Genomic DNA, 18677 nt, shown 5'->3' with positions numbered 1-18677 from the left:
CCCCGTGCAGCCTCGGCCAGAACCATCTTGTCCAGCGTCAGATCAGATACCGCGCGCCTGAGCCGCTGGTTCTCCGTTTCCAACTGCTTCAGGCGCTTCAGTTGATCCCGGCTCATGCCGCCATACTCCTTGCGCCATCGGTAGTAGGTCTGCTGCGTCACGCCAATCTGGCGAACGGCATCGGCAACCGAGCTGCCCTGACCTTGCAGCACTTCAACCTGCCGCAGCTTCAGCACGATCTCCTCGGGTTTGTCTCGCTTTCCAGCCATCGTTTGGTCCTCCTGAAAACGGGATAAAGCTATCCCAGTTGGTGGACCACTTCATTGGGGGCACTCCACGACGGCAATGCGCAGTCAGTGGACTATCTCAAAGTGGTGGGTTTCCGCTCGACCACCGCAATAACCAATTACGGGTTTGCCCTTCCGCATTACCTTCCCTCGGTTTTCGGTTTTTGCTGCCCCTGCTAACAGTGGAGCACTTTCTTTTTGCCGACGCCAAATAGTCCGCTGACGAGGAGCTTGGAATGTCGCGCCTGCCTGCGCCACTAAGAGCAGAGAGGGGGACGCCTGTATCAGTGATGAAAATGGGGCGCCCTAATCCGCAGAAGCTCCCGTTGGCGTTCCTGAGAACGATAGAAAATCTGGAAACATCAAGAATCGCGAACGCCTCTCGTACTGCCATCACAATTGCCGGAAAGCGCTGCGAAGGCCTGGCACGGGAGCGAGACGGATACCTTCCATTTGATGGAATGTTTGCGAGAGTGCGACGTAACTACGTGTGGGCTTCGTCCACGGGCGCGCGGGAGGTCTCGTCGCGGCTAAAGCCGAGGTCGGAGGTGGAAGCGGTGTTGTGGTATTCTACACCGCTCGTATCGCCGCCAAGCCGCTTTACCTCCCCCCACTCCTGCGCGACGTCGTATTCGTCGGCCAGCCGAGCCTTAGAGCGAGTTTCACCGTGAAAACAGTGGGGGACTAATTGGGGGTCTGATCCGCGATAGATCTCAATAAAACATTGTTTTGATTGAATTTTATGGGAAAACTTGGTGCCCAGGAGAGGACTCGAACCTCCACGTCCATACGGACACTAGCACCTGAAGCTAGCGCGTCTACCAATTCCGCCACCTGGGCCGGTGTCGTGAGCGCGGTGATTATATCCGGTGCCGAGAGGTGTCAACGCCAATCAGACAGTTTTTTCGCGCCTCCTCCCTTTATCAGGACAGTAGACAGAGTGGCGCGACGCAATCGCTGCTTGTTCGTTTGCCGACTCAGCGCTATCTCGATGCGTGAGCCACCGAACGGAGGAAACTTACATGCCCAAACTCGTCACGATTTTTGGCGGCTCCGGTTTCGTAGGACGCTATATCGCCCGCCGCATGGCCAAGGAAGGCTGGCGGGTGCGGGTCGCGACCCGGGTCCCCGACGAGAACCTTTTCGTGCGCACCTTTGGTGAAGTCGGACAGGTCGAACCGGTTGCTTGCAATATCCGCGACGAAGACTCGGTGCGCGACGTGATCCATGGCGCGGATGCCTTGGTAAACTGCGTCGGGATCCTCGCCGAGTTCCGGAAGAACACGTTCGAGTCGGTGCAGATCGACGGCGCCGAGCGGATCGCACGCCTTGCGAAGGAAGCCGGCGTAACGTCGATGGTCCACCTCTCCGCGATTGGCGCCGACGCGACGTCCGAATCGCAGTATTCCCGCACCAAGGCCGCCGGCGAGGAAGCCGTACTCCGGCATATGCCGAACGCGGTTATCCTGCGGCCATCGGTGATTTTCGGTCCGGAAGACGAATTCTTCAACCGCTTCGCCTCCATGTCCCGCTTCGGCCCGGTTCTGAGCATCATCGGTGCCGATACGAAGTTCCAACCGGTCTATGTCGATGACGTGGCCAAGGCGGCGGTGGCCGGGGTGACCGGCGCGGCGGAACCCGGCATCTACGAGCTTGGCGGGCCGGACGTGGCGAGCTTCCGGGACTGGATCAAGCTCATGCTCAAGATCGTGCGCCGCGAGCGGCTGATCAACGACATGCCAACCGGGATCGCCAATCTGGTGGCCGGCGGCTTCGGTATTCTTCAGAAAGTCACCCTCGGTAATATCGAGGCACCGCTGACACGCGACCAGATCAAGAACCTCAAGCGGGACAATGTCGTGAGCGAGGGCGCCAAGACATTTGCCGATCTCGGGATCGAACCGCTCGCGGCCAAGGCCGTGTTGCCGGATTACCTGTGGCGTTTCCGTCCCGGCGGTCAGTTCGAAGCACTGACGGAATCTGCAGGCAACCTGAAAGCCTGAGAATTCACGAAAACAGATCAAAAGGGTCGGCTCCGCGCCGACCCTTTCTCGATTCGGAAGGCACGATCTGCGATCGCCGCGCCGCGCTGAGGCGAATGCCGGGCGCAGATCAAGGCCCGCCGTTCCGGCTCCGTCAGCTGTAGGCGATCACGAGCAACACGATTCCGAGAACGACCCGGTAAATCACGTAGGGAGTGAAGCTCACCGAGCGAAGCAGTCGCATCATGAAGCTCAAGGCCAGAAGCGCTGCCACGAAGGAGAAACAGGCGGCGATGGAGGCATCCCGCAAAAGCGCCATGTTCCCCTCGGCAATGACATCAAGGCCGAGCAACGCGCCGGAGGCCATGATCGTCGGGATCGACATGAGCATCGAGATGCGGGCCGCGTCGCCACGGGCAAACCCCATATGGCGGGCACCGGTGATGCAGATACCCGAGCGAGACGTGCCAGGGATCAGCGCCACCGCTTGCCAGAGCCCAAGGATCCACGCCTGCCGCAGCGACCAGTCGGAGGCTTTCAGGTCTTCCGACCCTTTCTGGTCCGTCCAGTAGAGCAGGATTCCGAAGAGCAGCATCGTCCACCCGATCACGGCAGTGGAGCGCATGGCTTCGTCCAGCCCGGTCAGTTTCAGAACCAACCCGATGGCCATCACGGGGATGGTCGCGATGATCAGCAGGAAGGCGAGGCGCGCGCCTGGCGTGTCGATACGTCCCCGCAGCAGCGTGGGAACACCCTTGAGGGCCGTTTTCACATCGGCCCAGAAAAACAGGATGACGGCGAACAGAGTTCCCACATGGGTGGCAACATCTATGGTCAGGCCCTGGTCCTCCAAACCTGTCAGGTTTGGCAAGAGAATCAGGTGACCCGAGGAGGAAACGGGCAAAAACTCCGTAATGCCTTGAATTATAGCGACCAGAAGGATGTGAAAGAGCGTCATTGGTGCAGGCCCGTGATCAAAATCGTCGGCAGAGTAACCGGATGATTCTGAATGAAAAGACCAGAATAATGACAGCTAAGCTGTCCTATTACAGTGAAGTCGGACGAAAAAGAGCCCCGTGACTGCGAAAAATCCGCAAAGTAGGTCACCGTTTATGACTTTATTTCTTCAGACCAGACGTGTATTCAGCCCGGACTGAATTATGGAGGCAGCCAGTGGCCAAACAGCGAATGCTCCAGTTCGTGTCCGTGGACAAGCAGATGCCCGCTAAGCGGGAAGCAGATGACCGGGCGCACGACTTCCTGGAAATCTATGGCGAGTTCGCCGAGGCGAAAGCCGAGGAGCAGGCCGGTCGATGCAGCCAGTGCGGGGTTCCGTACTGCCAGTCGCATTGCCCGCTGCACAACAATATCCCCGATTGGCTCAAGCTCACGGCCGAGGGCCGACTGGAGGAGGCCTATCAGGTCAGCCAGATGACCAACACCTTCCCCGAGATCTGTGGGCGGATCTGCCCGCAGGACCGGTTGTGCGAAGGCAATTGCGTTATCGAGCAATCCGGGCACGGCACCGTGACCATCGGAGCGGTGGAGAAATTCATCACCGACACCGCCTGGGAAAAGGGCTGGGTGCAGCCGATCAAGCCCGCCAACGAACGCACCGAGAGCGTCGGCATCATCGGCGCCGGTCCCGGTGGACTGGCAGCGGCCGACCGTCTGCGTCGTGCTGGCGTGCAGGTGACGGTTTATGACCGCTATGACCGCGCGGGCGGGTTGATGACCTATGGCATTCCGGGCTTCAAGCTCGAGAAGGACATCGTGATGCGCCGCAACGAGCAGCTCGAACAGGGCGGCGTGGATTTCGTGCTCAATTGCAATATCGGCGAGGACATTTCCTTCGACGAGGTCCGCAAGAAGCACGACTCGGTGTTGATCGCCACGGGCGTCTACAAGTCCCGCGACCTGCAGGCGCCGGGCTCCGGTGCGCATGGCATCGTGCGGGCCATCGACTACCTGACAGCCTCCAACCGCAAGAATTTCGGCGATGCCGTTCCGGAATACGATAATGGCGAGTTGAACGCCGAAGGCCGCAAGGTCGTCGTCATCGGCGGCGGCGACACCGCGATGGACTGTGTCCGCACCGCGATCCGCCAGGGCGCCAAGAGCGTGAAATGTCTCTATCGCCGCGACCGCGCCAACATGCCCGGCTCGCAGCGCGAGGTGCAGAATGCCGAGGAAGAAGGCGTCGTCTTCGAATGGTTGACCGCACCGAACGGGTTCATCGGCGAGCCGGTCTCGGGCGTGATGGTGCAGAAGATGCGCCTGGGTGCGCCGGATGCCTCCGGCCGTCAGCGTCCCGAGGTGATCGAAGGGGCCGATTATATCGAAGAGGCCGATCTCGTCATCAAGGCGCTCGGTTTCGAGCCGGAAGAGCTTCCCTCCCTGTGGGGCGTGCCTCAGCTCGAAGTGACCCGTTGGGGCACGATCAAGGCCGATTTCCGCAGCCACGAGACGAAAATTCCGGGCGTTTATGCCGTGGGCGACATCGTGCGCGGAGCCTCGCTCGTGGTCTGGGCAATCCGGGACGGGCGCGAGGCCGCCGACGCAATGATCAACGGTTTCGACACGGCCGCGACCGGTGTGGCGGCGGAATAGCCCTCAGCACGGTCGGCAAAGGGACTGACATGGGACGAACTGAACGGAAATGGCTCCTGGGCTTGGCGGGGGCGACTGCGTTGACTGCCCTTCCCGCCTTGGCTGGTTCGATCGAAGTGCCCGAGGGCTGTGCTGGCTTTCTGACGGTTCAGCAGAAGGGTTGCGGCGTCTCCCATTACTGGCGGTGCGAGGCGGCGCCGGAGGGCACGGTCTGGGAAGTGCATTACGATTCCGAGGGCATCTACTCGCTCTCGGTCTATGATCCCGATTTCCAGTGGCTCGACAGTCAGTACTTCCGGGAAAACACTCGCGAGCACCTGACCGAAACCGCTCCGGACCCGGCCTCGCTCGGGGAATTGCTGGAAACCGGCCAAGACAGCTACGCTTTTGTGATCCGGGAGGAAGGCCCCGAGGGCATTCGCGACGTGGTTCACCAGGGCCAGGACCGGCTGACCGGACGCACGGTAGTGATCGACGGCGTCGAGCTGCTCGAGACAGAGTACACCTCGACCGCAATGGATGCGGACAGTGGCGAGGAGATCTTTGCCGTGGCCGGCAACCAATACGTGCTGGCCGAAGAGCGCCTGTTCTTCCTCGGAGCCGACAGCTTTCTGCAGGACGGCGAGGAAATGAAAAACGATTTCAGCCCGGTGCGGTTCATCCGCCCCGGCGAGGCGGGGTTCACCGAAATGACCCCGCTCTACGGATGCAACGCGACGGAGGAGATCGGCTACCAGCCGCCTGCCTCTGCCCAGCGAAAGGAGAAGCGCAATGACGACCTATGACGACACGTGGGCCGAGGCCGAACGGGCCAAGCGCGAGGAACTGGCCAGGAATGGCATGTATCGCGAAGAGGACGAGCATTCCTCCTGCGGCGTTGGCCTTGTGGTGGCCATTGACGGCAAGAAGAGCCGCAAGGTGGTCGAAGACGGCATCAACGCGTTGAAGGCGGTCTGGCACCGCGGCGCGGTCGATGCCGACGGCAAAACCGGCGACGGCGCGGGCATTCATGTGCAGATCCCGGTGCCCTTCTTCTATGACCAGATCCGCCGCACCGGCCACGAGCCGGACGTGGAGAAGCTGATCGCCGTGGGCCAGATCTTCCTGCCGCGGAACGATTTCGGCGCCCAGGAAGCCTGCCGGACCATCGTCGAGAGCGAGGTCCTGCGGATGGGTTACTATATCTACGGCTGGCGCCACGTGCCTGTCGACATCTCCTGCCTTGGCGAGAAGGCTAACGCGACGCGCCCGGAGATCGAACAGATCCTGATCTCCAACACCAAGGGCGTGGACGAGGAGACCTTCGAGCGCGAGCTCTACGTCATCCGCCGCCGCATCGAAAAGGCCGCATCGACCCGTCGCGTACCGGATTTCTACGTCTGCTCGCTCTCCTGCCGCTCGATCATCTACAAGGGGATGATGCTGGCCGAACAGGTGGCCGAGTTCTATCCGGACCTGCAGGACGAGCGTTTCGAAAGCGCCTTTGCGATCTATCACCAGCGCTATTCGACCAACACCTTCCCGCAATGGTGGCTGGCCCAGCCCTTCCGCATGCTCGCCCATAACGGCGAGATCAACACGCTCAAGGGCAACACCAACTGGATGAAAAGCCACGAGATCCGGATGGCGCACGCGACCTTCGGACCGATGGCCGAGGACATCAAGCCGATCATCCCGCAAGGTTCGTCGGATTCCGCCGCGCTCGACTCGGTGTTCGAAATGCTGGTGCGCGCCGGGCGCTCGGCGCCGATGGCCAAGACCATGCTGGTGCCGGAAAGCTGGTCCAAGCAGGCCGTGGACCTGCCGCAGAGCTGGCAGGACATGTATTCCTACGTGAACTCCGTCATGGAGCCCTGGGACGGCCCAGCCGCGCTGGCCATGACCGATGGCCGCTGGGTCGTTGGCGGGCTGGACCGCAACGGCCTGCGGCCGATGCGCTATGTCGTGACGGGTGACGGGCTGCTGATCGCGGGTTCCGAGGTCGGCATGGTGCCGACGAACGAGACCAACGTGATCGAAAAGGGCGCGCTTGGCCCGGGCCAGATGATCGCTGTCAACATGTCCACCAGCAAGCTGTTCCACGACAAGGAGCTGAAGGACAAGCTCGCCTCCTCGCAGCCTTTCAGCGAGTGGGTGGAGAAGGTCGTCGAACTCGACAGCGTTCTTGCCGGCGAAACCGAGAAGCCGGTCTTTACCGGCGCCGAGCTGCGCAAGCGGCAGATCGCGGCTGGTTACTCCGTCGAGGAGCTGGAGCAGATTCTCGTTCCCATGGCTGAGGATGGCAAGGAAGCGATCGCCTCCATGGGCGATGACACGCCTTCGGCCGTGCTGTCCGAGAAGTACCGCCCACTGAGCCATTTCTTCCGCCAGAACTTCTCCCAGGTGACGAACCCGCCGATCGACTCCTTGCGCGAATACCGCGTGATGAGCCTGAAGACGCGTTTCGGCAACCTCAAGAACGTGCTGGACGAGGACAGCTCGCAGACCGAGATCCTGATCCTTGAGACCCCGTTTGTCGGCAATGCCCAGTTCGAAAAGCTGGTTGTCGAGTTCAACGCGCCGATGATCGAGATCGACTGCACCTTCCCGGCAGGCGGGGAGCAGAACGCGTTACGCGATGCGCTTGACCGGATTCGGACCGAGGCGGAAGACGCCGTGCGCTCCGGTGCCGGCCATATCGTTCTGACCGACCACTACCAGTCGGACGACAAGGTTCCGATGCCGATGATCCTGGCCACCTCTGCGGTGCATTCCTGGCTCACGCGCAAAGGCTTGCGGACATTCTGCTCGCTCAACGTACGGTCGGCCGAATGCGTCGATCCGCATTACTTTGCCGTGCTCATCGGCTGCGGTGCGACGGTTGTGAACGCCTATCTGGCCGAGGACAGCCTGGCAGACCGCATCGAACGCGGCCTGTTGGATGGCCCGCTCAACGAGGCGATGGCCCGCTACCGTGCGGCCATCGATGCCGGCCTACTCAAGATCATGTCCAAGATGGGTATCTCGGTCATCTCCTCCTATCGGGGCGGGCTGAACTTCGAGGCCGTGGGCCTCTCCCGCGCCATGGTGGCGGAGTACTTCCCCGGCATGACCAGCCGCATCTCGGGCATCGGCATCGTCGGTGTCCAGCGCAAGGCCGAGATGGTGCACCAGCAGGGCTGGGGTGGCGGTACCGACATCCTGCCGCTGGGTGGTTTCTACAAGGCCCGCAAATCCGGCGAGACCCATGCCTGGGGGGCGCAGACGATGCACATGATGCAATCTGCCTGCAACACCGGCTCCTTCGAGCTGTGGAAGCAGTACTCGAAGAAGATGCAGGCCAACCCGCCGATCCACCTGCGCGACCTGATGAACTTCAAGCCGCTCGGCCGTCCGGTGCCGATCGAGGAGGTCGAATCGATCACGTCGATCCGCAAACGCTTCGTGACACCGGGCATGTCGCTCGGCGCGTTGAGCCCCGAGGCACACAAGACGCTGAACATTGCCATGAACAGGATCGGCGCCAAGTCGGACTCCGGCGAGGGCGGCGAGGATCCGGCGCATTTCGTGCCGGAGCCGAATGGCGACAACCCCTCGGCCAAGATCAAGCAGGTGGCCTCGGGCCGTTTCGGCGTGACCGCCGAATACCTGAACCACTGCGAAGAACTTGAGATCAAGGTAGCCCAGGGCGCCAAGCCCGGCGAGGGCGGCCAGCTTCCGGGCGTGAAGGTCACCGATCTTATCGCGCGGCTGCGTCACTCCACCAAGGGCGTGACGCTGATCTCGCCGCCGCCGCACCACGATATTTACTCGATCGAGGACCTCGCGCAGCTGATCTATGACCTCAAGCAGATCAACCCGCGGGCCAAGGTGACGGTGAAGCTCGTGGCGTCCTCCGGTGTAGGCACTATCGCTGCCGGCGTGGCCAAGGCCAAGGCCGACGTGATCCTGATATCGGGCCATAACGGCGGCACGGGCGCTTCGCCGGCGACCTCGATCAAATATGCCGGTCTCCCCTGGGAGATGGGCCTGACCGAGGCGCACCAGGTTCTGGCGATGAACAAGCTGCGCGACCGGGTGACGCTCCGCACCGATGGCGGGCTTCGCACCGGTCGGGACATCGTGATCGCCGCCATGCTCGGCGCCGAGGAATACGGCATCGGCACCGCCGCGCTCATCGCGATGGGTTGCATCATGGTGCGCCAGTGCCAGTCCAACACCTGCCCCGTCGGCGTCTGCACGCAGGATCAGAAACTGCGCGACAAGTTCACCGGGTCTGCGGACAAGGTGGTGAACCTCATCACCTTCTACGCCCAGGAAGTGCGCGAGATCCTGGCGGAGCTTGGTGCCAAGAGCCTCGACGAGGTGATCGGCCGCACCGACCTGCTCGCGCAGGTCAGCCGTGGCAACGCGCATCTGGACGACCTGGACCTCAACCCGCTGCTGATCACGGTCGATGGCGCCAATGACATCGTCTACGACCTCTGGAAGCCGCGGAACCCGGTGCCGGATACGCTGGACGCGCAGATCGTGGCCGATGCGGCACGGTTCCTGAAGGACGGGGAGAAGATGCAGCTCTCCTATGCCGTTCAGAACACGCACCGCACCATCGGCACGCGGACCTCTTCGCATATCGTGCAGCGCTTTGGCATGCGCAACGCGCTGCAGCCCGACCACCTGACGGTGAAGCTGACCGGCTCTGCCGGCCAGTCGCTCGGGGCCTTCGGCGCGCCGGGCCTGAAGCTCGAAGTGTCGGGGGATGCCAACGACTATGTCGGCAAGGGCCTTTCGGGCGCGACCATCGTCGTGCGTCCGCCGATGAACTCGCCGCTGAAGGCCGACGACAACACGATCATCGGCAACACGGTGCTCTATGGTGCGACCGATGGCTATCTCTTTGCCGCCGGCCGCGCGGGCGAGCGCTTCGCGGTGCGGAACTCGGGTGCGAAGGTCGTGATCGAGGGCTGCGGCTCCAACGGTTGTGAATATATGACCGGCGGCGTTGCGGTGATCCTCGGCTCCATCGGCGCCAACTTCGGTGCCGGCATGACCGGGGGAATGGCCTATCTCTATGATCCGGACGGCAGTTCGCGTGAGCTGATGAACATGGAGACGCTGGTTACGGCACCGGTCACTCATCCGCATTGGGAAGCCGAGCTGCGCGACCTGATCGAGCGCCACGTGGCCGAAACGGAGTCGGTCAAGGCGGCGGATATCCTCCAGCACTGGGACCTGGAACTGCGCCACTTCGTGCAGGTCTGCCCGAAGGAAATGTTGGTGCACATCCCGCATCCGCTCGGCGTCGAGGAAAATGCCATTCCGGCGGAGTGATCTGCGCAACGCAGATCAGGAAAATGCAGGCCGGTCCCTCGGGGCCGGCCTGTGCCTTTTCACAGCTCAGATCCGGGCCACGCCCACGACGTAGTTCTTTCCGTAGTGCTTCGCGCATTTCGGGCAGGTCGTGTAGAAGAAGATCTCGCTGGTCTCGCAGCCGTGGCTGCGGGCAAGCTCTTCCATCTCGCCGTACCATTGCTTTGCCTTCGAATAGGGACCCTCGAAGACACGGGTGACGAAGTCGCCCGAGAGGGTGGTCATTTCCTCCTGCGGCACCGGGTGGTCCACGGAAAAGTAATGTTCCGCCTTCCAGGGCGACAGGTCCTTGCTTAGCACGATCATGTTGCCGGTATCCCAGCCGCCCGAGGCGCGGACATGCTCATCGACCCGCCTGAAGATCTTGCCCATATTCACCGGGACATGCATCGCTGCCTGCGTCTCGGCCCTCAGGAAAGGCTTGTCCTCGAAATGCAGCTTTGCGCCGTCCCAGCCGTCGGGATTGAATTTCGGGCAGCAATTCGTTGGGTTCACGCTGTCGTCGAAATGGGGGAGTTCATTGGTCCGCATGGCTCTCGTCTCCTGCCGCCGCAGTTTCGCAGATGATGCCTGCCCGCGCCATGACGCGAGTCAAATCCGGGACGGCACTGCCAGCGACTTGACGGCCGCCGGCCTCGCGCGGCATGTGAAACGCGTGGCACAGAAGAAGAGCAGATCGAAGGCCAAGGGCAAGGCCAGTCGTTCCCGGCAGGACCTCCTGCCGGTAAAAGCCGCCTTGTTCGCGCGGAAGTGGATCTGGCGCGCGCTCTGGGCACCGGTCATCCTTGTCCTGTTCCTCGTCATCCTGTTCCGCTTCGTGAATCCGCCGACGACCCATACGATCTGGACCGAGTCCCGGCGTCTGGACGGGGTCGAAAGGGTCTGGGTGCCGCTCGAAGAGATGTCTGTTCATATGCCGCGCTCGGTTGTCGCCGCGGAAGATGCGAATTTCTGCCTCCATTGGGGGTTCGACATGGCCGCGATCCGCGAGGCTCTCGATGACGGTGGCCAGAGGGGTGCCTCAACGCTCACCCAGCAGACCGTCAAGAACGTATTCCTGTGGCAAAACCGCAGTTGGTTGCGCAAGGCGCTGGAGGCGACGATCACCCCCCTTGTGGAGCTGGCCTGGCCCAAGCGCCGGATCCTGGAAGTGTATCTGAACGTTGCGGAGATGGGTGAGGGCGTTTTCGGCGCCGAGGCTGCCGCCCAGTCCTATTTCGGAATACCGGCACGGGATCTGGATGCGACCCGTGCCGCCAGAATTGCCGCCGTCCTGCCAAACCCGAAGCAACGCGACGCGGCAAAACCCACACCTTGGCTGAAAAAGCGCGCGGCTTCTATCGCCGACGGAGCCGCAACCATTGCCGTTGACGGCCGCGCGGCCTGTTTCGAGGATTGAAAATGCCCCGCAGGCACGGCAAGAAAAGACGACCCACCCTCACGCTCCCAGAAGGCTCTCGATGAATCGACTGTATCACGTTCCGCTTTCTCCCTTTTGCCGCAAGGTGCGCCTGGTTCTGGCGGAAAAGAAGATCGAGGTGGAGTTGGTCGAAGAACGCTATTGGGAACAAGATCCCGATTTCCTCCGGCGCAACCCGGCCGGAAAGGTCCCGGTACTGCGAATGGACGGCATGACCATGGCCGAGAGCCAGCCGATCTGCGAGTACCTGGAGGACGTGGCCCCGGAGCCTGCGCTGCTGCCGAAGGGCGCCAAGGAGCGCTACGAGGTGCGCCGTCTGTGTTCCTGGTTCGACGACAAGTTCCACCACGAGGTGACGGCGAACCTGTTATACGAACGGGTGAACAAGAAGATCACCAAGCAGGGCTATCCGGAGAGCAAGAACGTCAAGGCCGGGGCGCGGGCGATCAAGTATCACCTCGACTACATGACCTGGCTGCTGGATCAGCGCCGCTGGCTCGCAGGCGATCACATGACGCTCGCCGATTTCGCCGCCGCCGCGCATATCTCCTCGCTTGACTACATCAGCGATGTCGACTGGAACCGGAGTGCGAACGTCAAGGACTGGTATGCCAAGATCAAGTCCCGCCCGGCCTTCCGCGGACTTCTGGCCGACCAGGTTCCCGGCTTTCCGCCATCCCAGCAATATGCTGACCTGGATTTCTGAGACAGCCCCCCTTCGCGGACCGGCGCCATGACCCGCCTGCGTGACCGGCTGGAACGGCAGGCGGTGGCGGAGGGCTTCTCGCTCATGCGGATCTGCCGTCCGGATGCGATTGCGCATGTGCCGGGAGAGCTCGCGGAATTCGTCGAGCGTGGCTTTCACGGGCAGATGGACTGGATGACGGAGCGGATGGCGTGGCGCGGGGACCCTTCCGCGCTCTGGCCCGAGGCGCGCTCGATCATCCTGCTGGCCGAAAGCTACTCGCCCGAGGAAGATCCCGAGGCGAATATCGCCAACCCGGAACTGGCGACGGTCTCTGTCTATGCCCGCGGCAAGGATTACCACGACCTGGTCAAGAAGCGGTTGAAACGGCTGGCGCGCTGGCTGATTGCCGAGGGCGGCGGCGAGGTGAAGGTTTTCGTCGATACCGCGCCCGTGGCCGAGAAGCCGTTGGGGCAGGCGGCCGGGCTTGGCTGGCAGGGCAAGCATACGAACCTTGTCAGCCGCGATCTGGGCAACTGGTTCTTCATCGGTTCGGTCTTTTCCACGCTGGAGCTGGAGCCCGACGAGCCGGAACAGGACCATTGCGGCTCCTGTCGCGCCTGCCTCGATGCCTGTCCGACAGAGGCCTTTGTTGCGCCCTACCGGATGGATGCGCGGCGGTGCATTTCCTACCTGACGATCGAGCATCACGGGCCGGTCGATCCGGAATTACGCGCCCGGATGGGGAATCGAATCTATGGCTGCGATGCATGCCTCGCCGCATGCCCGTGGAACAAATTCGCCGTCGAGGCGAGCGATCTTCGTTATGCCGCACGCGGGGATCTCGCCGCGCCGCCGCTCGCCGAGCTCGCCCAGCTCGATGACAGCGCCTTTCGTGCCCGTTTTTCCGGCAGCCCGATCAAGCGAATTGGCCGAAACCGCTTCGTGCGGAACGTTCTTTACGCCATCGGCAATTCCGGCCAGCCCGGTTTCCGGGCAATTGTAGAAAACCTGTGCGAAGATCCCGACTCGACAGTCGCGGATGCGGCCAACTGGGCTTTGAGCAGATTGCCGGGGGTTTCCTGATCCGTGTCAATTTCCGTTGTCCGGTTCATCTGCTATGATCGGGGTGTCGTAGAAAGGGAGGATCGCATGGGCAAGCACGTGCTCGACCATAAACGCCGTCGGACGATTTCGCAGGTTAAGCCTTTTTCCGAAGTGACGCGCCGGACTGCCCCCGAGGGCACCAACCCGGCCGCGAAATACCTGCTTCGCAAGAGGAAGGGGCCCTGCAACGATGCATTGCGCTTCCAGGCCTTCCTGCGGATTGATCGTGGTATGACGGCCTGAACAGACACATCCGGCCACGGCTCGAACGGGCATGGCCGGGCTACCAGCTATGCTCGCGCGTGACGTATTGCGGATCGTGCTGGCGTTTTGCGGCCTCGGACACGATCCGGACAGCTTGCGGCGCGTCGTGAAGCTGGAACGGGCCGTGGGTTTCACCAATTGTTAGAAAGATGATCTGCGTCGGGCCGTCCGTAGGCTCCGGGTGCAGGCGGATATTCGCCTCCAGCCCTTTGCCATAGAATGCGCGCTCCAGCTTCTGTCCGAAGCGGGCGGCGAGTTCACGGCTCCTTTGGGACTTGCCGGTAATCACGAAACCCTGAACATCCATATGCTCAAGGCCCTGTCCACTGGCGACAAGACGCTCGACGGTGAGTGCCAACGGACGAAATGTCGGATCTCCCGTAAATTGGTAATAGCTCAGGGCCAGTGTCGCCGGGGTGGCGATGGCGACAATAAGGATCGCAAGGATCGAGATCTGTCGCTGTTGAGGCGGATGTGCGGTCTGTTCCATTGCCGCGAACATCGCGTGCAAATCTCAAGAAGGAATTAAGATTTCACCGGAAGGAAAGTGCCGGCCCGATGAACGGGCCGGCGGCACGGATCAGGACCGCACCAGCTTCTCGTAGCTTTCGGCTATGTCCCGCGTCAGGGCGCCGACTTCGAAAGTGTAGTCGCCGATCTGCCCCACGGGCGTGACTTCGGCGGCTGTACCGGTCAGCCAGCATTGCTCGAAACCTTCCAGCTCTTCCGGCATGATGTGGCGTTCCTTCACCTCGATCCCCTTTTTCTTGAGCATCTCGATGACGGTCTGGCGGGTGATGCCATTCAGGAAGCAATCGGCCAGCGGGGTATGCACCTCGCCGTTACGGACGAAGAAAATATTCGCCCCCGTCGCCTCGGCCACGTAGCCGCGATAGTCGAACATCATCGCGTCCGAACAGCCCTTTGCCTCCGCGGCATGCTTGGACATGGTGCAGATCATGTACAGTCCGGCCGCCTTTGCGTGGCTCGGAACCGTCTCCGGCGAGGGCCGCTTCCACTTGGAGATGTCGAGCTTCGCGCCCTTGAACTTGGCATCGCCGTAATAGGCGCCCCACTCCCAGGCGGCGATCGCCATGCGGACCGGGTTGCGCGCGGAGGCGACTCCCATGTCGGGACCGGCCCCACGCCAGGAGACGGCCCGAACATAGGCATCCTGAAGACCGGATTCCTTGAGGATCAGGTCCTTGGCAGCCTCGATCTCGTCGACCGAGTAGGGAACCTTGAAATCGATCATCGAGGCGGATTTGATCAGCCGCTCGGAATGTTCCCGGCTCTTGAAGATCTTGCCATGATAGGCGCGCTCGCCTTCGAATACGGCAGAGGCATAATGCAATGCGTGGGTCAAGATATGCACGTTTGCGTCGCGCCAAGGCACGAGCTTCCCGTCCATCCAGATGACTCCGTCTCGATCGTCATATGCACCAGCCATATCTTTTACTCCTTGGCCTTTTTCGAAAGTTGCGCAGAAAATGTCCGTTTCGGACGTAATGTTGCGCAAAAACTGACCGCAGCTAGCAGTTGGCCCTAGCAATGTCAACAAGGCTGACATAAAACGTGATTGTGAGGACAACAGAGAGATAGACAATGGCGCAAGGACCCGGTGGCAGTGGCCAGCATGGGGAAACGTTGCTGTTTCTGACGGATGAACAGCTGCGCAAGGGGATCGAGGCAATGTTCTTTGCCTACAAGGGTTTCACCTCGGACCCGGACCGAATCCTGGAGGAGCGCGGCTATGGCCGGGCGCATCACCGGGCGATCCATTTCATTCATCGCAGCCACGGCACCACGGTGAACAACCTGCTGGCCATTCTCGGGGTGACCAAGCAATCGTTGAACCGGGTTTTGCGGACATTGATTGAGGACGGGTTGGTGGAGAGTCGAGTCGGCACCCGCGACAAGCGCGAACGCCACCTCTTCCTGACCGAGAGGGGGCTGGTACTGGAACGCGAACTGAGCGACGCGCAGCAAGCGCGCGTGCGTGACGCCTTCCGCGCCGCCGGGCCGGGCGCCGTTGCGGGCTTCCGCACGGTTCTGGAAGCAATGATGGACCCGGACATGCGTCGGCGCTATCAACGTCTGACGGAGAATGGTCGATGAGCGAATTTCCGGCGGGCGCTACGGTCGAGGCGCATCTGCTGATTGTTGACGATGACGAACGCATCCGGGCGCTTCTGAAGAAGTTCCTGATCCGGAACGGCTTCCTTGTGAGCGCCGCCCGCGATGCCGCCCATGCGCGCCGATTGCTGTCGGGGCTGGATTTCGACCTGATCGTTCTCGATGTGATGATGCCGGGAGAAGACGGCGTAAGCCTGACCGCATCCCTTCGCAACAAGATCACGACTCCCATCCTTCTGCTGACGGCCCGCGGCGAAACCGAGGACCGTATCAAGGGGCTGGAGGCCGGCGCGGACGATTACCTCGCCAAGCCGTTCGAGCCCAAAGAGTTGCTGCTGAGGATCAACGCGATCCTGCGCCGCGTACCGAGCGAGACCCGCGTCAATGCCGGCCCGAAGATCCTGCATCTCGGGCCCGTTCGCTACGATGTGGACAAGGCGGAATTGTGGAGCGGAGACATGCCGATACGCCTCACCGCGACCGAAGTGTCGCTGATGCGGATCTTCGCCGCCCATCCGGGCGAACCGCTCAGCCGGGCGCGGCTGGTGGAGGAGTTGGGGCGCGACGGGGACCAGGCGCAAGAGCGCGCAGTGGACGTTCAGATTACCCGCTTGCGGCGCAAGATCGAAACCGACCCACGGCAACCCCGCTTCCTGCAGACGGTTCGCGGGGCGGGATACATGCTGGCACCGGACTGACCGCATCGGGCGCCGGACGCAAGAATGTCGCCGGTTCTGCCGTCGGCAAATGGATTGAGGCCGAACATGGAAGGGTCTGCAATGACCACAGCGCTTTTCACACATTCCGATTGCCTTGAGCACGAAACCCCCGAAGGACATTCGGAGCGCGCGGACAGGTTGCGGGCGATCTGGAAGGCCCTGGAAGACCCGGCCTTCGACGCGCTGGACCGGCGCGAGGCCCCCTTGGCCGAGCGTTCCGAGCTGCTCCGCGTTCATCCCGAGGCCCATGTCGCGGCAATCGAGGCCGCGATTCCCGCCGAGGGATATGTTTCACTGGATGCGGATACGCATGTGATGGCGGGCTCGCTCGTGGCCGCGCTGCGGGCCGTCGGAGCAGTGGTTTCGGCCGTCGACGCGGTCATGGCGGGTGAGGTCAAGAACGCCTTCTGCGCGATTCGACCGCCGGGGCACCATGCGGAGAGGGTGACCCCGATGGGCTTCTGCCTGTTCGGCAACGTGTCCATCGGCGCCAAACGGGCGCTCGATCACTATGGGCTGGAACGGGTGGCGATCATCGATTTCGACGTGCATCACGGGAATGGCACGCAGGATCTGCTGTGGGACGAGCCGCGCATCCTGTTCTGTTCGACCCACCAGATGCCGCTCTATCCGGGCACCGGCGAGCCGCGCGAGACCGGCGCGCATGACAATATCATCAACGCGCCGCTGCCGCCGATGTCCGACGGCGCGGCCTTCCGGAAGATCATGGAGGAGCAGATCCTGCCCGCCCTCGACGATTTCCAGCCGGAACTCGTGCTGATCTCGGCCGGCTTCGACGCCCACAAGGACGATCCGCTGGCCCAGCTGAATTTCGATGTGGAGGATTTCGTATGGGTGACAGAGAAGATTTGCGATATCGCCGACAAACATGCCGGCGGGCGCGTGGTCTCGACTTTGGAGGGCGGCTATGATCTGGAGTCGCTGGCCGCTTCGACGGCGGCCCATGTAAAAGTGCTGATGGAGCGAGGCGCATGAACGATACACCCGTCGAGAAGATGAGCTTCGAGCAGGCCATGGCCGAACTGGAGCAGGTGGTTCAGAAGCTGGAAAACGGCCAGGTGGCGCTGGAGGAATCGATCCAGCTCTACGAACGCGGAGACGCGTTGCGCAAGCGCTGCGAGGCCAAGCTGCAGGCGGCCGAGGAAAAGGTCGCGGCGATCACGACCGATGCCGCCGGCAACCCGACCGGAACGAAAGCCTTCGACGCCCAATGACCTATCGCGACGCGCTGGCGGCCGCCGCGGACCGCGTTCAGGCCTGCCTCCTGGAGGAGTTGCAGGGCTATGCCGCACAGCCCGTGATAGAGGCGATGCGCTACGCTGTGGGTGGCGGCAAGGGGCTACGCGGGTTCCTCGTTCTGGAAAGCGCCGCTTTGCACGAAATTCCTCAGGAGCAGGCGATCTGGGCGGCAGCGGCCATCGAGGCGGTGCATGCCTATTCGCTGGTTCATGACGACCTGCCGGCGATGGATGACGACAGCCTTCGTCGGGGTCAGCTAACGGTGCATGTAAAATGGGACGACGCAACGGCGATCCTTGCCGGCGATGCATTGCAGACATTGGCGTTCGAGCTGCTGTCGCGTCCGACCTGTTCGCGTGACGCGGAGGTGCGGGTGGACCTCGTCGCCTCGATGGCAAAGGCCGCCGGGGCGCAGGGCATGGTTCTTGGTCAGGCGCAGGATATCGCGGCGGAAACCGCCACCGCGCCCTACACGCTTGAACAGATAACCGAGTTGCAGGCCAACAAGACCGGCGCGCTGATCCGTTGGTCGGCGGAGGCGGGCGCGCGCCTGGCCAAGGCCGATCCGGCACCGCTCACGCGGTACGCGACCGCGCTCGGACTTGCCTTTCAGATCGCGGACGACATCTTGGACGTGGAGGGCGACGCCGCCACCGCGGGCAAGGCATTGCGCAAGGATGCCGATGCCGGCAAGGCCACTTTCGTCTCGCTGCTGGGGCTGGAGGGCGCCAAGTCGCGGGCACGGGCCCTTGTGGAGGAGGCCGAAGAGGCGTTATCCGCTTATGGTGCGCGCGCCGAAAGCTTGCGGCAGACCGCTCGTTTCGTTATCGCGCGCGAAAAATGAACACGGCTGCCCCC

At 62.3% G+C, this 18677-nt stretch carries 18 protein-coding genes and 1 tRNA gene; 13 read left to right on the top strand and 6 right to left on the bottom strand.

What is annotated here, in order from left to right:
- Together BLR85_RS07935 and BLR85_RS07925 are read right to left on the bottom strand one after the other, a co-directional pair.
- The coding region (locus BLR85_RS07935) for a transposase (RefSeq protein WP_139188333.1) at positions 1-269 on the bottom strand (269 nt) is incomplete at its 3' end.
- 771 nt (positions 270-1040) lie between these two features.
- Positions 1041-1127, bottom strand: a tRNA-Leu gene (locus BLR85_RS07925).
- 182 nt (positions 1128-1309) lie between these two features.
- Between BLR85_RS07925 and BLR85_RS07920 the strand changes: the two genes are divergently transcribed.
- Positions 1310-2290 (top strand): complex I NDUFA9 subunit family protein, encoded by a 981-nt coding sequence (locus BLR85_RS07920; protein ID WP_093153200.1) that lies wholly within the window; start codon positions 1310-1312, stop codon positions 2288-2290.
- Positions 2291-2423: 133 nt separating this feature from the next.
- Here the strand turns inward: BLR85_RS07920 and BLR85_RS07915 are convergent, their stop codons facing one another.
- Entirely contained in the window at positions 2424-3227 is an 804-nt protein-coding gene (locus BLR85_RS07915; protein ID WP_093153195.1) for an undecaprenyl-diphosphate phosphatase, read from the bottom strand.
- A gap of 215 nt (positions 3228-3442) precedes the next feature.
- Between BLR85_RS07915 and BLR85_RS07910 the strand changes: the two genes are divergently transcribed.
- The 3 genes from BLR85_RS07910 to gltB all read left to right on the top strand — a co-directional run bounded on the left by BLR85_RS07910 (position 3443) and on the right by gltB (position 10189).
- The gene (locus BLR85_RS07910) at positions 3443-4879 is read left to right on the top strand and encodes an NAD(P)-dependent oxidoreductase (protein WP_093153190.1); all 1437 of its coding nucleotides are present in this window, start codon (positions 3443-3445) and stop codon (positions 4877-4879) included.
- An 80-nt stretch (positions 4880-4959) separates the two neighbouring features.
- Positions 4960-5664: a hypothetical protein gene (locus BLR85_RS07905; RefSeq protein ID WP_139188332.1), complete on the top strand. Its 705-nt coding sequence runs from the start codon at positions 4960-4962 to the stop codon at positions 5662-5664.
- The gene (gltB, locus tag BLR85_RS07900; RefSeq protein ID WP_093153180.1) at positions 5651-10189 is read left to right on the top strand and encodes a glutamate synthase large subunit; all 4539 of its coding nucleotides are present in this window, start codon (positions 5651-5653) and stop codon (positions 10187-10189) included. The genes BLR85_RS07905 and gltB overlap by 14 nt, the downstream gene beginning before the upstream one ends.
- A gap of 66 nt (positions 10190-10255) precedes the next feature.
- Here gltB and BLR85_RS07895 read toward each other — a convergent pair whose 3' ends face one another.
- Positions 10256-10759 carry a hydrolase gene (locus BLR85_RS07895; protein ID WP_093153175.1) on the bottom strand — a complete coding sequence of 168 codons (504 nt, stop codon included), beginning with the start codon at positions 10757-10759 and terminating at the stop codon, positions 10256-10258.
- A 115-nt stretch (positions 10760-10874) separates the two neighbouring features.
- On the opposite strand from BLR85_RS07895, the gene mtgA reads away from it, so the two are divergent.
- The 4 genes from mtgA to BLR85_RS07875 all read left to right on the top strand — a co-directional run bounded on the left by mtgA (position 10875) and on the right by BLR85_RS07875 (position 13683).
- Positions 10875-11627 (top strand): monofunctional biosynthetic peptidoglycan transglycosylase, encoded by a 753-nt coding sequence (mtgA, locus tag BLR85_RS07890; RefSeq protein WP_425284468.1) that lies wholly within the window; start codon positions 10875-10877, stop codon positions 11625-11627.
- 61 nt (positions 11628-11688) lie between these two features.
- Positions 11689-12354, top strand: coding sequence for an FtsZ-binding protein FzlA (gene fzlA / locus BLR85_RS07885; RefSeq protein ID WP_093153165.1), 666 nt, complete (start codon positions 11689-11691; stop codon positions 12352-12354).
- 27 nt (positions 12355-12381) lie between these two features.
- Positions 12382-13419, top strand: a complete 1038-nt coding sequence (queG, locus tag BLR85_RS07880; RefSeq protein ID WP_093153160.1) for a tRNA epoxyqueuosine(34) reductase QueG — start codon at positions 12382-12384, stop codon at positions 13417-13419.
- 66 nt (positions 13420-13485) lie between these two features.
- Entirely contained in the window at positions 13486-13683 is a 198-nt protein-coding gene (locus tag BLR85_RS07875) for a hypothetical protein (RefSeq protein ID WP_093153155.1), read from the top strand.
- A 40-nt stretch (positions 13684-13723) separates the two neighbouring features.
- Here the strand turns inward: BLR85_RS07875 and BLR85_RS07870 are convergent, their stop codons facing one another.
- Both BLR85_RS07870 and BLR85_RS07865 read right to left on the bottom strand, forming a co-directional pair.
- The gene (locus BLR85_RS07870; protein WP_139188331.1) at positions 13724-14194 is read right to left on the bottom strand and encodes a hypothetical protein; all 471 of its coding nucleotides are present in this window, start codon (positions 14192-14194) and stop codon (positions 13724-13726) included.
- Positions 14195-14284: 90 nt separating this feature from the next.
- On the bottom strand, positions 14285-15154 hold the full coding sequence (locus BLR85_RS07865) for a branched-chain amino acid aminotransferase (protein ID WP_093153144.1): 870 nt from the start codon (positions 15152-15154) through the stop codon (positions 14285-14287).
- 155 nt (positions 15155-15309) lie between these two features.
- Here BLR85_RS07865 and BLR85_RS07860 point away from each other — a divergent pair, with 155 nt between their 5' ends.
- The 5 genes from BLR85_RS07860 to BLR85_RS07840 all read left to right on the top strand — a co-directional run bounded on the left by BLR85_RS07860 (position 15310) and on the right by BLR85_RS07840 (position 18663).
- The gene (locus BLR85_RS07860; protein WP_093153139.1) at positions 15310-15822 is read left to right on the top strand and encodes a MarR family winged helix-turn-helix transcriptional regulator; all 513 of its coding nucleotides are present in this window, start codon (positions 15310-15312) and stop codon (positions 15820-15822) included.
- A complete protein-coding gene (locus tag BLR85_RS07855) occupies positions 15819-16538 on the top strand; it encodes a response regulator (protein ID WP_093153134.1) in 720 nt (239 codons plus the stop codon). The genes BLR85_RS07860 and BLR85_RS07855 overlap by 4 nt, the downstream gene beginning before the upstream one ends.
- A gap of 81 nt (positions 16539-16619) precedes the next feature.
- Positions 16620-17555 carry a histone deacetylase family protein gene (locus tag BLR85_RS07850; protein WP_093153130.1) on the top strand — a complete coding sequence of 312 codons (936 nt, stop codon included), beginning with the start codon at positions 16620-16622 and terminating at the stop codon, positions 17553-17555.
- Complete coding sequence (locus tag BLR85_RS07845) at positions 17552-17794, top strand: exodeoxyribonuclease VII small subunit (protein WP_093153126.1); 243 nt, start codon at positions 17552-17554, stop codon at positions 17792-17794. Before BLR85_RS07850 ends, BLR85_RS07845 begins: the two co-directional genes overlap by 4 nt.
- On the top strand, positions 17791-18663 hold the full coding sequence (locus tag BLR85_RS07840) for a polyprenyl synthetase family protein (protein ID WP_093153120.1): 873 nt from the start codon (positions 17791-17793) through the stop codon (positions 18661-18663). The genes BLR85_RS07845 and BLR85_RS07840 overlap by 4 nt, the downstream gene beginning before the upstream one ends.
- Positions 18664-18677 lie beyond the last annotated feature (14 nt).

The sequence above is a fragment of the Aliiruegeria lutimaris genome (genome assembly GCF_900099935.1).
Taxonomy (GTDB): Bacteria; Pseudomonadota; Alphaproteobacteria; order Rhodobacterales; family Rhodobacteraceae; genus Tropicimonas; species Tropicimonas lutimaris.
This window is presented reverse-complemented; position numbering and strand designations above follow the sequence as displayed.

Bases quoted from the DNA above. Each gene is read 5' to 3' on its own strand.
- BLR85_RS07865 (WP_093153144.1), bottom strand. From the start codon at position 15,154: ATGGCTGGTGCATATGACGATCGAGACGGAGTCATCTGGATGGACGGG.
- BLR85_RS07875 (WP_093153155.1), top strand. From the start codon at position 13,486: ATGGGCAAGCACGTGCTCGACCATAAACGCCGTCGGACGATTTCGCAG.
- BLR85_RS07855 (WP_093153134.1), top strand. From the start codon at position 15,819: ATGAGCGAATTTCCGGCGGGCGCTACGGTCGAGGCGCATCTGCTGATT.
- BLR85_RS07920 (WP_093153200.1), top strand. From the start codon at position 1,310: ATGCCCAAACTCGTCACGATTTTTGGCGGCTCCGGTTTCGTAGGACGC.
- BLR85_RS07860 (WP_093153139.1), top strand. From the start codon at position 15,310: ATGGCGCAAGGACCCGGTGGCAGTGGCCAGCATGGGGAAACGTTGCTG.
- BLR85_RS07915 (WP_093153195.1), bottom strand. From the start codon at position 3,227: ATGACGCTCTTTCACATCCTTCTGGTCGCTATAATTCAAGGCATTACG.
- queG (WP_093153160.1), top strand. From the start codon at position 12,382: ATGACCCGCCTGCGTGACCGGCTGGAACGGCAGGCGGTGGCGGAGGGC.
- gltB (WP_093153180.1), top strand. From the start codon at position 5,651: ATGACGACCTATGACGACACGTGGGCCGAGGCCGAACGGGCCAAGCGC.
- BLR85_RS07845 (WP_093153126.1), top strand. From the start codon at position 17,552: ATGAACGATACACCCGTCGAGAAGATGAGCTTCGAGCAGGCCATGGCC.
- BLR85_RS07870 (WP_139188331.1), bottom strand. From the start codon at position 14,194: ATGGAACAGACCGCACATCCGCCTCAACAGCGACAGATCTCGATCCTT.
- BLR85_RS07840 (WP_093153120.1), top strand. From the start codon at position 17,791: ATGACCTATCGCGACGCGCTGGCGGCCGCCGCGGACCGCGTTCAGGCC.
- fzlA (WP_093153165.1), top strand. From the start codon at position 11,689: ATGAATCGACTGTATCACGTTCCGCTTTCTCCCTTTTGCCGCAAGGTG.
- BLR85_RS07895 (WP_093153175.1), bottom strand. From the start codon at position 10,759: ATGCGGACCAATGAACTCCCCCATTTCGACGACAGCGTGAACCCAACG.
- BLR85_RS07850 (WP_093153130.1), top strand. From the start codon at position 16,620: ATGACCACAGCGCTTTTCACACATTCCGATTGCCTTGAGCACGAAACC.